We start from the raw sequence: 15587 nt of genomic DNA on the forward strand, positions 1-15587 counted from the left end.
CGGTGAACGGCAAAATCCTTGGGACATCTGCCGGTGAAGTGAGGGAAATACATGACGGATGTCAAGCTCGACCACCCTGGTGGTCAGTTGTCGATGGCGGTCACGAAGGCCGTCGACGGTCCGGGCGGCATCGACGTCAGTGCTCTGCTGAAGGAGACCGGTTACGTAACCCTCGATCAGGGTTTCGTGAACACCGCGTCGACCAAGTCGGCGATCACTTACATCGACGGTGACCAGGGGATCCTGCGCTACCGCGGATACCCGATCGAGCAGCTCGCCGAGAAGAGCACGTTCCTCGAGGTGTCCTACCTCCTGATGAACGGCGAGTTGCCGACCGCGCCGCAGCTGCAGGACTTCGCCGACAAGATCCGCGTGCACACGCTGCTGCAGGAGGAGATGCGCACGTTCTTCTCCAGCTTCCCGCGTAACGCGCACCCGATGTCGGTGCTCTCGTCGGCGGTCACCGCGCTGTCCACCTTCTACCAGGACGCGCTCGACCCGCTCGACTCCGAGCAGGTCGATATCTCCGCAATCCGCCTGATGGCGAAACTTCCGACGATCGCGGCGTACACCTACAAGAAGTCCATCGGCCACCCGCTGCCGTACCCGGACAACTCTCTCGACTACGTCGAGAACTTCCTGCGCCTGACGTTCGGCCTGCCGACCGTCCAGTACAACGTCGACCCCAAGGTCGCCAAGATCCTGGACATGCTGTTCATCCTGCACGCCGACCACGAGCAGAACTGCTCGACCTCGTCGGTGCGCCTGGTGGGCTCCTCGCAGGCCAACCTGTTCGCGTCCATCTCGGCCGGCATCGGCGCGCTCTCCGGTCCGCTGCACGGCGGCGCCAACGCGGCGGTCCTCGAGATGCTCGAGCAGATCCGCAAGGACGGCGGAGACGTCAACTCGTTCGTCACGCGAGTGAAGAACAAGGAAAAGGGCGTCAAGCTCATGGGCTTCGGCCACCGGGTCTACAAGAATTACGACCCGCGCGCCGCCATCGTCAAGAAGGCCGCCCAGGAGATGCTGTCGACTCTCGACAAGCCCGACCCGCTGCTGGAGATCGCGTTCAAGCTCGAGGAGATCGCGCTCTCCGACGAGTACTTCATTTCCCGCAAGCTGTACCCGAACGTCGATTTCTACACCGGCCTGATCTACAAGGCCATGAATTTCCCGACCGACATGTTCACGGTCCTGTTCGCGATCGGCCGGCTCCCCGGCTGGATCGCCCAGTACCGCGAGATGATCGCCGACCCGGCCAACAAGATCGGCCGCCCGCGGCAGATCTACACCGGTTCGCCGGTCCGGGATTTCGTCCCGGTCGAGCAGCGCTGACCGATTTCGTTCCACTGACGCCCCGCCGGTCGCTTCCGGCGGGGCGTTTGCTTGCGGTCACCACCGCGGATTCGGTACGCCGTCCGCCCGGCCGCCCTCGCCGTCGCCCGGCCGGAGTGCCGTCCGCCCTGGCCGTGGCCGGGCCGCAGGGCTTGATCGGGCCGCCGGGCCTGGCCGGGCTGCGAGGGCTTGATCAGGCGGCCGGGCTTGATCGGGCGTCCCGCCGGGCATGAAAGGCTCGCAGGGCAGCCTGTTCGGCGGGAGGAGACGCATGGACGTCGTGATCGGCATCGACACCGGGACCACCTCGACCAAGGGGATAGCCGCCGGTCCGGACGGCGAGATCCGCGCCCTGACCAGCGTCCACTACCCGCTGTCGGTGCCCGGCCCGGGCCGCGCCGAGCTCGACCCGGCCGCCCTGACCGGCGCCGCGATCAAGGCGCTCACCGACGTCGCCGCCGAGTGCCGTGCGAAAGGCGACCGGGTGATCGCCATCGGGCTCAGCTCGTTCCTGCACGCCCTGGTCCCGATGGACGGCAACGGCAAGCCGCTCGGCCCGGTCGTGACCTGGGCCGACAACCGGGCCGCCGCCCAGTGCGAACGGATCGTCGCCGACGGCCGGGCCCGGCAGCTGCAGGCCCGCACCGGCACCCCGGTGCACCCGATGTCCCCGCTCACCAAGCTCGCCTGGTGGACCGGCGAGGACCCGGGCACGCTGCGCGCCACCGCCCGCTGGGGTGGCGTCAAGGAACTGGTCGTGGCCGCGCTGACCGGTGGCCCGTTCCTCGTCGACCTGTCGATCGCCTCCGGCACCGGCCTCTACGACATCCACGCCCGGCGCTGGGACGACGAGGCCCTGCGGATCGCCGGGGTCCGCCCGGAACAGCTCGCCGAGGTCGTCCCGACCACACACCTCCTGCGGCTGGACGCCGGGGTCGCCGCCGCCGCGGGGCTGCCGGCCGGGACTCCGCTGGTCATCGGCGCCGCCGACGGGCCGCTCGCCAACCTCGGGGTCGGCGCCACCCCGCCCGGAGTCGGAGCGGTGTCGCTCGGCACCAGCGGCGCGCTGCGTACCGTCGTCGCCGCCCCGACCGGCGACGAAGCCGGCCGTCTCTTCTGCTACGCCCTCACCGAGGACCGCTGGGTGATCGGCGGCGCGGTCAACAACGCCGGCTCGGTGGTCAGGTGGGCCGGCCAGACGTTCCTGCCCGACGAGGGCGACGGCGAGGGCGCCGACGACCGGGACGCCCGGCTGCTCGACGAGGCGGCCGGGATCGTCGCCGGCAGCGAGGGGCTGCTCTGCCTGCCCTACCTGCTCGGCGAACGCGCGCCCTGGTGGCGGCCCGGCCTGCGCGGCGGCTACCTCGGGCTGCGCCGCGAACACGGTCGCCCGCACCTGGTCCGGGCCGCCGTCGAAGGCGTCTGCCAGCAGCTGGCCCTGGTCCGGGACTCGTTCGAGGCCGAGGGCAACCCGCTGACCGAGATCCGGGCCACCGGCGGTGCGGCCGCCTCGAAACTGTGGATCGGCGTGCTCGCGTCCGCCCTCGACCTGCCGGTGACGGTCGCCGACGTGCCCGAGGGCACCGCGCTCGGCGCCTGCCTCCTGGCCCGGCACGCCCTCGGCGACCTGCCCGACCTGGACCACGCCGCCGCCCTGGTGCCGACCGGCGCACCGACCCGGCCCGACCCGCAGGACGCCGACCTCTACCGCCGCCTTCGGCCCCTGGTGGAGAAGTCCGCCCTCGCCGTCCTGGACGTCGTCACCGAACTCGACAAGCTGGCCCCCGAACCCCTCCCCGGCACCGAGAAGGCGGTCCGCAACTGAACCCGCCGGACGGCCGGGAATCTCGCGTGCAACATTCTCCGGCGCCGCCGCCGGTGGCGGGCCCGCCGTGACGGACCCCGCGTTGACGGGTCACCGGCCGGTAGGAAAGAGTGACCGGCGAGCGGTAAGCGGAGGAACCCGGTGCGAATCCGGGACGGTCCCGCCACTGTGACCGGACACCGATTCCGGGAGCCAGGAACTCCGGCCGCTCGTGACAACCGACGCGCGGGCGTGGACACCCGCCGGAAGGGATCCTGGTGACGACTCCGTACCCGTTCTCGGCCGTGGTGGGCCTCGACGACCTGCGCCTGGCACTGCTGCTGACCTCGGTGTCACCGGCCGTCGGCGGAGTGCTCGTCCGAGGCGAGAAAGGCACCGCCAAGAGCACCGTGGTCCGCGCCCTGGCCGGCCTGTTGCCGCAGGTGGAGGTCGTGCACGGCTGCCGGTTCGCCTGTGACCCGGCAGCGCCCGACCCCGGCTGCCCCGACGGCCCGCACACACCGGGCGGGCCGTCGGCGGCGCGGGCCGCGAACCTCGTCGAGCTGCCGGTCGGCGCCACCGAGGACCGGGTCGTCGGCACCCTCGACCTCCAGCGGGCGCTCAACGACGGCGTCAAGGCGTACGAGCCGGGCCTGCTCGCCGCCGCCCACCGCGGGCTGCTCTACGTCGACGAGGTCAACCTGCTCCCCGACCACCTCGTCGACCTGCTCCTCGACGCGGCCGCGATGGGCCGGGCCCACGTCGAACGCGACGGCGTCTCGGTCAAACACGCCGCCCGGTTCCTGCTGGTCGGCACCATGAACCCGGAGGAGGGCGAGCCCCGCCCCCAGCTCGTCGACCGGTTCGGCCTGGTCGTCACGGTCGCCGCGCCCCGCGACGCGGTCCAGCGGGCCGAGGTGGTCCGGCGGCGGCTCGCCTACGAGGCCGGCCCGGACGCGTTCGCCGCCCGGTTCGCCGCCGACGAACGTGAATACGCCACCCGGATCGCCGCCGCCCGCGCCCAGCTGCCGTCGGTCCGGCTCCCCGACGCCGAACTCGACCGCATCGCCCGGGTCTGCCTCGCCTACGGCGTCGACGGCATGCGCGCCGACATCGTCGTCGCCCGCTGCGCCGTGGCCCTGGCCGCCTGGCACGGCCGCGACCGGGTCACCGCCGGCGACGTGGCCGACGCCGCCCGGCTCGCCCTGCCACACCGCCGCCGCACCGACCCGCTCGACCCGCCCGGCACCGACGAGCAGAAACTCGACGAGGCCCTGGCCGAAGCCGAACGCCAGGCCGAACAGGACCGCGCCGCCGGTTCCGCCGACTCCGCCGCCGACTCCTCCGGCGAGGACGAGGACGACGAGGACCCGGACCCGGACGGACCAGGCGGTGGTGACGGCCCGCGGGACGGCGGCCCTTCTGACGGTACGGACGTCGCGTCCCCTGATCAGGCCGGCCCTTCCGGCGCCCCGCCCTCCGGTCCTTCGCCCGCCGGCTCCCGGTCCTCGGCCGAGGCCCCGTCCGGCGAGTTCGACCCGTCCGAAGCCCCGCAGTCTCCGGACGGCGCCCCCGGCCGGCCCGGCGCGATCGTTGCGGCCGGCCCGGCCTACCGCCCCCGCACGCTGCGCATCTCGGCCCGCGGCGAGGGCGGCCACACCGGCCGTCGCTCACCGGCTTTCGCCCGCCGCGGCCGGGTGGTGGGAAGCCGCCCCCCACAGGGCAAACTCGCCGGAGCCCCACATCTGTTCGCCACCCTGCGGGCTGCCCTGGACCGGGCGGCCCTGGACCAGACCGCTGTTGATCAGGCGATGCGGGGGATCCGGGTGCTGCCGCGGGACCTGCGGGAGTCGGTCCATGTCGGGCGGGAGGCCAACCTCGTGCTCTTCGTGGTGGACGCCTCCGGTTCGATGGCCGCGCGCAAGCGGATGACCCTGGTCAAGACGGCCGTGCTGTCCCTGTTGCGGGACGCCTACCAGCGGCGGGACCGGATCGGGATGATCACTTTCCGGGGCGCGGAAGCCGACGTCGTGCTCCCACCGACCTCCAGCCACGAGGTGGGCGTCCAGCGGCTGGCCGCACTGCGCACCGGCGGCCGGACCCCGCTCGCCGCCGGCCTGCGCGCGGCCGCCACCACGATCGCCACCGAACGCCGCCGCGACCCCCGCCGCCGCCCGCTGCTGATCATCGTCACCGACGGCCGGGCGACCAGCGGCCCGGACCCGCTACGCGTGGCCCCGTTGCTCTCCGGTGTGGCCACGGTGGTGGTCGACTGCGAGTCCGGCCCGATCCGTCTGGGCCTGGCCCGCAAACTGGCCGCCGCCCTGGCCGCCGACGTGATGCCGCTGGACCACCTGGAAGCCGCCACCACCCGCCGTTCCGCGCCCAGCCCGGCTCCGGCCACCGACCGCGCCTACCGGCGCGCCGCGTGACACCCCCAGCCACCCCGAGCTCACCGTCCCCCCTCCCGCGAGCCGTCGCTCACGCGGGTTTTGCGGGTGTGATGACCGTTGTGGGCGACGGCTGGCGGTCGGGTTTCGGTTGTCGGTCCGCGAGCCGTCGCTCACGTGGGTTTTGCGGGTGTGATGACCGTTGTGGGCGACGGCTGGCGGTCTGGGGTGACGGTGAGTGCCGGTGGAGGGTGAGGGGCGGGAGCCGCGCCGAGCCCGTGTACCGGACGAGACGGGACGGGGTCGGCTCCGGCGGGAGCAGTGGCCGTACCGAACAGGGAGGTTTTGGTTGTGCCGCAAGGGAAAGTGACCAGCGTGCCCGATGACGGGCTGACGACGCGGCAGCGGCGGCGGCAGGCGGTGTTCGCCGTGCACACCGGGCCGGGCAAGGGGAAGTCGACGGCCGCGTTCGGGATGGCGCTGCGGGCGTGGAGCGCCGGATGGCCGATCGGGGTGTTCCAGTTCGTCAAGTCGGAGAAGTGGAAGGTCGGCGAGGAGGCCGCGCTCAAGGCTCTCGGGCAGGCCGGGGGAGCGCCCGTCACCTGGCACAAGATGGGCGAGGGCTGGTCCTGGATCCAGCGGGCCGGCACCGAGCGTGACCACGCCGTGGAAGCCGCCGAGGGCTGGGCGCAGATCAAGCGGGACCTGGCGGCGGAGACGTTCAAGTTCTATGTGCTGGACGAGTTCACCTATCCGATGAAATGGGGCTGGGTGGACGTCGCCGACGTGGTCGAGACGCTCGCGAACCGGCCGGGCACCCAGCATGTGGTGATCACCGGGCGGGACGCGCACCCGGATCTGATCGCCGCGGCCGACCTGGTCACCGAGATGACCAAGATCAAGCACCCGATGGACGCGGGCCGCAAGGGGCAGCAGGGCATCGAATGGTGAACCGGATCGTCATCGCGGCGCCGGCCAGCGGGCACGGGAAGACGACCGTGGCGACCGGGCTGCTGGCGGCGTTCGCGCGGCGCGGGGTGCGGGTGGCGCCGTTCAAGGTGGGGCCGGACTACATCGACCCGGGCTATCACGCGCTCGCCGCCGGCCGGCCGGGCCGCAACCTGGACCCGGTGATGGTGGGGGAGCACCTGGTCGGGCCGCTGTTCGCGCACGGCTCGGCGGGCGCCGACCTGGCGATCGTCGAGGGCGTGATGGGCCTCTACGACGGCCGGACCGGCGCCGGGGAGTCCGGGTCGACGGCACAGGTCGCCGGGCTCCTCGACGCACCGGTGATCATGGTGGTGGACGCGGCCGCGCAGGGCCGGTCGATCGCCGCGCTGGTGCACGGGTTCCGCAGCTTCGGCAACGTGCGGATGGCCGGGGTGATCCTCAACCGGGTCGGCTCGGACCGGCACGAGCAGATCCTCCGGGACGCCTGCGAGGAGGTCGGCACGCCGGTCCTCGGCGCGCTGCGGCGGGCCGACGCGGTCGCCGCGCCGTCCCGGCATCTCGGGCTGGTGCCCGCCGCCGAACGCCGGGCCGAGGCGCTGGCCTCGGTCGACGCCATGGCCGATCTGATCGCGGCGTCCGTCGACCTGGACGCGGTCGCCGCGGTGGCCGGTTCGGCGGCGCCTTTCACGGCTACGCCGTGGACCCCCGAGTCGCAGGACCCGGTGCCGGGCGGTCCGGTCGTCGCGGTCGCCGGTGGCCCGGCTTTCTCCTTCTCGTACGCGGAGACGACCGAACTGCTGACCGGAGCGGGAGCGACAGTCGTGCCGTTCGACCCGCTGCACGACACGGCCCTGCCACCAGGCGCCCGCGCGCTGGTGGTCGGTGGCGGTTTCCCCGAGGTGCACGCCGCCGCGCTCAGCGAGAACGTGCAGCTGCGGGCCGAGGTGGCCGCGTTCCGGGGCGTGATCGCCGCCGAGTGCGCCGGCCTGCTCTGGCTGTGCCGGACCCTGGACGGCCGGCCGATGTGCGGGGTGCTCGACGCCGAGGCGGTGATGACCCCGTCGCTGACCCTCGGCTACCGGGACGCGGTGGCGCTGGCCGACAGCCCTCTGGCGCCGGCCGGCACCCGGGTCACCGGCCACGAGTTCCACCGCACCACCGTGCACCCGAGGTCGGGTCTGCTGCTGTCCCCGGCGGGTGGCGCGGCCTGGGCGTGGCGCGGCGCCGACCCGGAGGGCTTCGCCACCGCCTCGGTCCACGCGTCCTACCTGCACCTGCACTGGGCGGGCGTCCCGTCGCTGGCCCGGAACCTGGTCGCCGCGGCCGCCCGGTGATCGTGCTCGGTCTCGGCGCCCGCAGCGGGGTCCCGCTACCGGCGCCGGTCCTCGCCGTGCTGGCCGCGGCAGGTGTCGAACCGGCCCGGATCGAGGTGCTGGCCACCGTGGACCGGCGGGCCGCCGAACCGCGGGTCCGGGAGCTGGCCGCCGGGTTCGGGTGGCGCGTCGCCGGGTTCACCGCCGCGGAACTGGCCGCCCGGCCGGTCCCGAACCCGAGCGCCCGGGTGGCCGCCGCGACCGGCGCCCCGAGTGTGGCCGAGGCCGCGGCGCTGCTGGCCGCCGGTCCCGGGGCGGCGCTGCTCCTGCCGAAGACCGCCCGGGACGGCGTGACCGTGGCTCTGGCCTGGTCAGGCCTTGGCGGCGGCCGGCCAGTCGTGGACCGGGATGTTGTCGTGCATCAGCGGTAGGTACCGGCGGACCATCTCGTGCAGGGCGCGGTCCCGGTCGTACCCCTGGTTCTCCAGCGCGTGCAGCGTCTCCACCTGCCAGGCCGCGCCGTTGCGGTGCCGCAGGCAGCGCTGCTCGATGATGCCGAGCAGCCGGTCCCGGTGGGCCGGCGCGACACCCCACAGGTCGAGCCCGGCCGACGCCTGCGGCAGCAGCGACCGCAGCACCAGCTCGGTGACCGGCAGAGTGCCGTGACCTGGCCAGAAGACCGTGGCGTCGATGCCGTGCCGGGCACAGCTGTGGAAGTTCTCCTCGGCCGCCCGGAAGCTCATCTGCGTCCAGAGCGGCCGTTCCGCCTCGGCGATGGTCCGGGCCAGCCCGTAGTAGAACGCGGCGTTCGCGATCGTGTCGGCGACCGTCGGCCCGGCCGGCAGCACCCGGTTCTCCACCCGCAGGTGCGGGCGCCCGTTGACGACCGCGTAGATCGGCCGGTTCCACCGGTACACCGTGCCGTTGTGCAGGCGCAGCTCGCTGAGCTCGGGGATCTCGCCGCGTTCCAGGATCTCAGCCGGATCGTGGATGTCACAGATCGGCAGGAGCGCCGGGAAATACCTGACGTTCTCCTCGAACAGGTCGAAGACGCTGGTGATCCAGCGTTCGCCGAACCAGACGCGTGGGCGTACCCCCTGCGCTCGGATCTCCTCCGAGCGGGTGTCGGTGGCCTGCTCGAACAGCGGGATCCGGGTCTCCCGCCACAGCTCCCGGCCGAACAGCAGCGGCGAGTTGGCGCCCAGCGCGACCTGGATGCCGGCGACGATCTGCGAGGCGTTCCAGTACGAGGCGAACTGCGCCGGGCTCACCTGGAGATGGAACTGGGTGCTGGTGCAGGCCGCCTCGGGCGCGATGGTGTCGGTGGTGACGGCCAGCCGGTCCACCCCGTCGATGCGGATGTCCAGGTCCTCGCCCCGGGCCGCGAAGATCTGCTCGTTGAGCAGCTGGTAGCGCGGGTTCACGGTGAGCGCCTCGCCGGTGAGGTGCTCGCGCCGCAGCGTCGGCAGGATGCCGATCGTGACCATGTGCGCGCCGGCCGCCCGGGCCCGCCGTTCGGCCTGGTTCAGGCTGGACCGCAGGCCCCGTTCCAGCTCGGCGAAGTCGTCGCCGGCCAGCCGCCGCGGCGGCAGGTTGATCTCGATGTTGAACTGTCCCAGCTCCGTCTGGAAGTCCGGATCGGCGATCGCGCCCAGCACCTCGGCGTTGCGCATCGCCGGATCGGCGTGGTCGTCGATCAGGTTGAGCTCGATCTCCATGCCGGTCAGCGGACGTTCGAACTCGAATCGTGCCTCGCGCAACATCGTCGCGAACACGTCGAGGCTACGGCGGATCTTCTGCCGGTAGCGGGTCCGGTCCTCGCGGGTGAAATTGGTCTGGTCGACTTTCTCGCCCACCGCGCACCACCTTTCGAGCCGTCAGAGACGCCAGGGGAGCGTGCGGCGCCGTAGCCGCCGCCCCCCATCGTCATGATGACGGCTGTCGATGGCGGAGCGCCCGGTGCGGACCGTCCATTCTCGCCAGTTGTCCAAACGATCTTTCATGGGCGCGGTACGTACCCCGGCGGGCGGAAAATCATCCCAGCCAGACGGCCATCGCGGCGCCGAAGATCGTCACACCGACGGCGGCCTGCAACAGCAGCGCCGGGCCCATGTGCGACCACTGGGTGGGGATGCGCGGCGTCAGCGGCTGCATCGTGGTCAGGTTCACCACCTGCATCAGGCGGACCGGCAGCGTCGGGTCGGCCTGCGGCTCGGTGCGCACCTGGATCAGGTCGCCGCGGTGCAGCGCCGACTGCGGCAGCTGCCCGTGCATCTCGATCTCGTAGATCTGCCCGAGGTCGTCACGCATCCGGACCGGCGTCACCAGGAACTCCGGGCCCTTGCGCAGCTCCTTCAGGGTGCGCCGGGCCGGGGTCATCCGTAACAGGGAGCCGATCAGCTGGGCGATGCCGGCCAGCAGGAAGACGGCGAGGGCGACCGGCCGGCCGATGCGCACCTCACGGGTGTAGGACGTCTGGAAACCGACGAAGCGGCCGGTGATGATCGGACTGACGTGCCGGAGGATCCGCTCGCGGTGCAGCTCGGTGTCGTCCATGGGGGGTCACCTCCTGGAAGTGCCTTCATGCTACGGAGCGAACACGCCTCAATACCGTGAGTGAATTTCCTCTCACTCATACCGCCTGTTCCGGCAGCCTGTCCCGATTTCCGCCCACCCGGCCCCGGATCCGCACTGATCTGGGGAAATCCACCCTCCGGGTACCCCCGAAGGGGTGAACTGGAGCGGAGCCGAGACAACCGGCGGGACCACCGTGTCGTCCCGGCAGGTGGACAGGCCGGGGATGGGGGCGAACGGGCTATGGCATCGACTTACGTCAAACCGGAAAGTGTGCTGGCCCGAACCGCGACCAAGATGGTCGAGGCACACGGCGGCGGGCTCGGCCCGCACGACGGCATCACCGAGTGCCCCGCCTGCGGCGAGCCGCTGCCCTGCCGTACCGCCCAGGCCGCCGCCGAGGTCCTCGCCGCCGCCGGCCTCGCCGAGGCCTCCGGCCTGGTCGCCGCGACCCGCCCCGCCTGGTCCCCGCCCTCGGCCGGCCTCATGCCGCCGGCCACGCCCACACCACCGCCATGGGTGGTCGAGGAGTCCGCACATGCTTCCGCTGTCCCCGCCGGACCTTCATCGGGTACGCCCACCGGCGCGTTCCCCGGCGAGAATCCACTCTCGGGCACGCCGCTCGACCCCGGATCCGCCGTCGCGGGGCTCGGGGGCGCCGTCTTTCCCGGTGACTACTCCAGTGGCGCCCCGGGTTCCGGTGGTCTTCCGGGCGGTTCGCATCCCGGCGATGCCGCTCTCGGTGCGGGGGGCGGCGGGTTCCGTTCCGGGGAGACCGGTTTCGGCGACGGCGCCATCGGCGGATCCCAGTTCGGAGCCGCGCGGGGAGCTGTCTCGATGCCACCGCCGCCGGACGAAGGTCCGCTCCCGTCCGGCGGGTGGCAGCAGCCCGGCGCGCCCGATGCCGGTTCTGCTTCGCCTGGTGGGTGGCAGCAGCCCGGCGCGCCGGGGGCTGGTTCTGTTTCCCCCGGTGGGTGGCAGTCGCCTGGTGGGCCCGAGGCCGGCACCGTTTCGTCTGGCGGCTGGCAGCAGGCGAGTGGACCTGACGCCGGTCCTGGTTCGTCCGGTGGATGGCAGCAGCCCGGTGGGCCGGGGGCTGGTTCTGGTTCGTCTGGCGGCTGGCAGCAGGCGAGTGGACCTGACGCCGGTCCTGGTTCGTCCGGTGGATGGCAGCAGCCCGGCGGGCCGGAGGCTGGTTCTGGTTCGCCCGGGGGGTGGCAGTCGCCCGGGGTTGCCGGGACACCGGCCGGCGCAGCCGAGGGCCGACGACCCTGGCCGGCGGCCGAGCCGTCCGGGCTGCGTCCCCCAGCCGCCGAACCGTCCGCGCCGAGTTGGGCGACCGAGGAGACCAGCGCCTGGCCGGCGGGCGGTTCCGGACCGGCCGAGGGCTCCCGCCCGCCGTGGCTGATCGCCGAGGACGAATCCGCGCCCACCCCGGCCGGTAACTCCGGCATGCCTCTGCCGGGCACGAACCATGCGGCGTCCGGCCTGGCCGGCGGCACACCTCCGGAAACGTCGTACAGCAACTCGGCGCCGGGAATCCCGCCCGGCCCGTTCGGCCTGGGCGCGCCGGGCGCCCGGCCCGCCGGCGCGGGGCAGACCGGGCCGGCGCCCGCCGAAGCGGCTGCACCGGGCATCGCGGGCGCGGCTCCCGGTGACTCCGGATCGGCCGCCGGTGGTGCGTCCTACGGCGCCGGCCCGGCTCCGGGCGGGCTGGGGGCGGCCCATGACGGATCGTCTCCGGGCGGTGCGGCCTACCCCGGCCCGGCGTCGCCGCGAAGCAGCCTGGCGTCCCGCGCCGGTCTCACCGGTCCCGGCATCGATGCGCCCGCTGCTCAGCCTCCCCGGGGCTCGTCGTCCTTCCCGCCGCACGAAGGCCTCTTCCCGGGCAGCCAGTCGCCGGGAGCATCCGGTGGGGGATCGCCGTTTCCCGGTCCGGCTTCCGGAACCGCCGCGGTTCCAGGCGGCTACGGGGTCCCAGGCGGTTCCGGGCTTCCGGACAGTGCCGGGCACTCCGGTGGTTCCGGGCTCCCGGGCGATGGCGGGTTTCCCGGTGGTTCCGGATTTCCGGGTGGTGGCGGGCCTGCCGGTGGCGCCGGGTTCCCAGGCGGTGGCGTTGCCTCCGGCAGTGCCGCTGTGCCGGGTAGCGCCCCGGGCGTCTCCGGTGTCTACCCCGGCGGCGACCAGCCGGGCGGGCCGGGCGCTGGGCCGGCCTTCCCGGCGCCGGGTGGTCCCGGCGCGAGCACCAGCTTCCCCGGCGGATCGTTTCCGCCTGGCACCTACCCGGGAGGCGACCCGGCCGGTCCGATCTCCGGCGGCGGGTTCACGGCCGGCGGCGAGGGTCCGGGGCCAAGCGTCCGTTCCCCGTTCAACGAGCCGGGCGCGGCTCCCTTCGGCGCCCAGCCCGGCGAAGGCGGCCCGGGAACGTTCTCCCAGGGCGGCTTCGGCCAGCACTCGGCAGGACAGTCCGCTCCCGGAGACGACGTTCCGGGCCGGCCGGGCTTCGGCCAGGGCATTCCCGGCGACGGACAGAGCATGCCCGGCCCCGGCAGATTCGGGCAGGGCGACCCGGGTGTTCCTGATCAGGGTGGTTTCGGTTCAGGCGCTCCTGGTCAGGGTGGTTTCGGTTCAGGCGCTCCTGGTCAGGGTGGTTTCGGTTCAGGCGCGACCGGTCAGGGCGGCTTCGGATCGGGCGCGACCGGTCAGGACGGCTTCGGATCGGGGGCGCCGGGCCAGGGCCGTTTCGGATCCGGAGCGCCGGGTCAGGGCGGCTTCGGATCGGGCGCTCCTGGGCAGGGCGGTTTCGAGTCTGGTGGGCCTGGTCAGGGTGGGTTTGAACCCGGTGGGCCGGGTCCGGGCGGCTTCGGGTCGGGCATCCCGGGCTTGAGTGGCCAGGGTGGTTCCGGCCTGGCCACATCCGGATCAGGTTCCTTCGACCAGGGCCGGGACCGGCCAGGACAGAGCCGGCCCGGCGAGGGCTTCGGCCCAGGCGCACCGGATCAGAACGGCCCGGGCCAGGGCGGATTCGGCCAGGCCGGCTTCGGACCGGGAGCACCTGGTCAGGGTGGGTTCGAGCCCGGCGGGCCGGGCCAGGGTGGTTTTGGTCAGGGCGTCCCTGGTCAGGCCGGCTTCGGTCCGGGCGGCCCTGGTCCGGGCACCTTCGGATCGGGAGCGCCCGGCCAGGGTGGCTTGGGTCCGGGCATGCCCGGCGGATCGTTCCAGCCGGGTGCCGATACGGGCGGTGCCACATTCGGCGGCATGGCTCCTGGAGGCACGACGCCGGGCGGTTCCGGACCGAACGGCACGGCGGCCCCGGGCGGCTTCGACGCGACCGGTCTGATGCCGGCCGTGCCGGTCATGCCGGGACCTGGCACGATGCCACCTCCAGGACAGGAATCGGCAACATTCGGCGGCATGTCAGCCGGCCCGGTCCCGGGAACGTTCGGTGGCATGTCCGCTCCGGATTCACCAGCCTCCGCCCCGGGCCAGCCGTCGTTCGGTAGTGTGCCCGCTCCCGGTTCGCCTGCTTCCGGCCCTGGTCAGGTTCCGTTCGGGAGTGTGCCGGTTCCGGGTTCGCCTGCTTCCGGCCCTGGTCAGGTTCCGTTCGGGAGTGTGCCGGTTCCGGGTTCGCCTGCTTCCGGGACGGGTCAGGTTCCGTTCGGGAGTGTGCCGGTTCCGGGTTCGCCTGCTTCCGGGACGGGTCAGGTTCCGTTCGGGAGTGCGCCGGGGCAAAACCAGGCACCGTTCGGTGGCATGCCCGCGCCTCTGCCGGACGACGTCGACGAGCTGATGCGGCGGCCACCGCTCTACAGCCAGCAGAACAGCCCACTCGACGCGCCCCGTTTCACCCGCTCGGCGCGCCCGCCCGCGCCCGCTGCCGCCCCCGCCGCGTCGCAGCTCCCGCCGATGCCCGCAACGTTCGCAGGGCCCCCGGCCCCGGGCCCGCAGGACCAGGCCGAAGCCCTGCCGCCGGCAGCGATGCCCGCCCCGCAGCCAGGCGAGCCCCTGACCGCGCCCCCACTGATGAACCCGGCCGCACCCCAGCCCACGACGTCCCGTTCACCGTTACAGGCCCCGGACATGGGTCAGCACAATGCCCCGGCCCCGCTGCAAGCGCCGGACATGGGCCAGCACAACACTCCGGCCCCGCTGCAAGCGCCCGACATGGGTCAGCACAACGCCCCGGCGCCGCTGCAAGCGCCGGACATGGGTCAGCACAACGCTCCCGCCCCGTTACAAGCGCCCGGCATGGGTCAGCACAATGCCCCGCGCTCGCCGTTGCAGGCGCCGGACATGGGTCAGCACAACGCGCCGATGGCGCCGCCCGAAGGGGCTCAGCGCCCGTCCCGTTCACCGTTGCAGGCCCCCGACATGGGTCAGCACAATGCCCCACGTTCACCGTTGCAGGCGCCGGACATGGGTCAGCACAACGCGCCCCGTCCTTTACAGGCCCCCGACATGGGTCAGCACAACGCTCCACCGCAGGCCGCGTCCCGGCCACCGTTGCAGGCCCCGGACATGGGCCAGCACAAAGCCCCGGCCGACGGCGCCCCGGCCGACGAACAGAACGCCCCGTCCGGCCTTCCCGGCCGCGCCGCCCCGGCCCCGGCCCGGCCGGCCCAGTCCAGTGTCCCGGCAACCTTGGAGGACCCGTCGACAGCGCCCAGCGGCCTGCCGGGCCGCCGCCCACAGCAGTAGCCAGGCCACCCGCCACGTCTCTGTAGGTGGGCGGGGTTCCGTGGCCGGTTATCGGGGTCACGGCTTGTCCCGGCATGCGTGCGGCGGCGCTTCGGGATCTTGCACGTTTTGCCCGCCCGCGGCGATCTTGAAAGATCTTTCACGTCCCGGGGACGCGTCCCGGGGTGCGTCCCCGGGACGCGTCATCGTGCAAGGTCCACACCAGCGCGTGGACCTTGCACGCGTTCCCCGCCGGGGAAGCTTCTTCAAGGCTTTCGCCGCATCCAGGGTCAATCCCTCTGCTGTGCGATGCCTTCCCGCCGAGCCTTCGGGCTATCGCACCTGTCACGCAGGCGACTGAGACAACGACCCGAGGCCAGAAATGTCGCATTCGCGAAGAATTCGCGTCCAGTCAGCCTTGTAGATCTTGCATGGCTCTCCACGTTGGCAGCGACGCTTCTATAGGTGGGCCGGTTCCGGGAGGGGTTGGTATCGGTAGGGTTCGGCACCGGTGATCTACGAGTGACTCATGCAAGATCTGGC

9 protein-coding genes and 1 riboswitch are annotated in these 15587 nt (G+C 72.9%); of the genes, 7 read left to right on the forward strand and 2 right to left on the reverse strand.

The window, feature by feature from the left end:
* Positions 1 to 51: 51 nt before the first annotated feature.
* From AB0E94_RS47930 to AB0E94_RS47955, 6 genes are all read left to right on the forward strand, one after another.
* A complete protein-coding gene (locus AB0E94_RS47930; protein WP_360341840.1) occupies positions 52 to 1335 on the forward strand; it encodes a citrate synthase in 1284 nt (427 codons plus the stop codon).
* 271 nt (positions 1336 to 1606) lie between these two features.
* Positions 1607 to 3160: a gluconokinase gene (locus AB0E94_RS47935; RefSeq protein WP_360341843.1), complete on the forward strand. Its 1554-nt coding sequence runs from the start codon at positions 1607 to 1609 to the stop codon at positions 3158 to 3160.
* A 105-nt stretch (positions 3161 to 3265) separates the two neighbouring features.
* Positions 3266 to 3385, forward strand: a riboswitch (cobalamin riboswitch).
* Positions 3386 to 3417: 32 nt separating this feature from the next.
* On the forward strand, positions 3418 to 5571 hold the full coding sequence (locus AB0E94_RS47940; RefSeq protein WP_360341846.1) for a VWA domain-containing protein: 2154 nt from the start codon (positions 3418 to 3420) through the stop codon (positions 5569 to 5571).
* 309 nt (positions 5572 to 5880) lie between these two features.
* The gene (cobO, locus tag AB0E94_RS47945) at positions 5881 to 6480 is read left to right on the forward strand and encodes a cob(I)yrinic acid a,c-diamide adenosyltransferase (RefSeq protein ID WP_360341849.1); all 600 of its coding nucleotides are present in this window, start codon (positions 5881 to 5883) and stop codon (positions 6478 to 6480) included.
* The gene (locus tag AB0E94_RS47950) at positions 6474 to 7814 is read left to right on the forward strand and encodes a cobyrinate a,c-diamide synthase (RefSeq protein ID WP_360341852.1); all 1341 of its coding nucleotides are present in this window, start codon (positions 6474 to 6476) and stop codon (positions 7812 to 7814) included. Before cobO ends, AB0E94_RS47950 begins: the two co-directional genes overlap by 7 nt.
* Positions 7811 to 8224: a cobalamin biosynthesis protein gene (locus AB0E94_RS47955; RefSeq protein ID WP_360341855.1), complete on the forward strand. Its 414-nt coding sequence runs from the start codon at positions 7811 to 7813 to the stop codon at positions 8222 to 8224. The genes AB0E94_RS47950 and AB0E94_RS47955 overlap by 4 nt, the downstream gene beginning before the upstream one ends.
* Here the strand turns inward: AB0E94_RS47955 and AB0E94_RS47960 are convergent.
* Together AB0E94_RS47960 and AB0E94_RS47965 are read right to left on the reverse strand one after the other, a co-directional pair.
* Positions 8165 to 9649, reverse strand: coding sequence for a glutamate--cysteine ligase (locus AB0E94_RS47960; protein WP_360341858.1), 1485 nt, complete (start codon positions 9647 to 9649; stop codon positions 8165 to 8167). The genes AB0E94_RS47955 and AB0E94_RS47960 overlap by 60 nt on opposite strands.
* A gap of 178 nt (positions 9650 to 9827) precedes the next feature.
* Complete coding sequence (locus AB0E94_RS47965; RefSeq protein WP_360341861.1) at positions 9828 to 10349, reverse strand: hypothetical protein; 522 nt, start codon at positions 10347 to 10349, stop codon at positions 9828 to 9830.
* Positions 10350 to 14120: 3771 nt separating this feature from the next.
* Between AB0E94_RS47965 and AB0E94_RS47970 the strand changes: the two genes are divergently transcribed.
* Positions 14121 to 15065, forward strand: a complete 945-nt coding sequence (locus tag AB0E94_RS47970; RefSeq protein WP_360341864.1) for a hypothetical protein — start codon at positions 14121 to 14123, stop codon at positions 15063 to 15065.
* Positions 15066 to 15587 lie beyond the last annotated feature (522 nt).

The sequence above is a fragment of the Actinoplanes sp. NPDC026670 genome (assembly GCF_040638175.1).
Lineage (GTDB): Bacteria > Actinomycetota > Actinomycetes > Mycobacteriales > Micromonosporaceae > Actinoplanes.

Excerpts from the sequence above, each read along its gene's own strand:
- AB0E94_RS47935 (WP_360341843.1), top strand. The coding sequence starts at position 1,607 with ATGGACGTCGTGATCGGCATCGACACCGGGACCACCTCGACCAAGGGG.
- AB0E94_RS47930 (WP_360341840.1), top strand. The coding sequence starts at position 52 with ATGACGGATGTCAAGCTCGACCACCCTGGTGGTCAGTTGTCGATGGCG.
- AB0E94_RS47970 (WP_360341864.1), top strand. The coding sequence starts at position 14,121 with ATGCCCGCGCCTCTGCCGGACGACGTCGACGAGCTGATGCGGCGGCCA.
- AB0E94_RS47965 (WP_360341861.1), bottom strand. The coding sequence starts at position 10,349 with ATGGACGACACCGAGCTGCACCGCGAGCGGATCCTCCGGCACGTCAGT.
- AB0E94_RS47950 (WP_360341852.1), top strand. The coding sequence starts at position 6,474 with ATGGTGAACCGGATCGTCATCGCGGCGCCGGCCAGCGGGCACGGGAAG.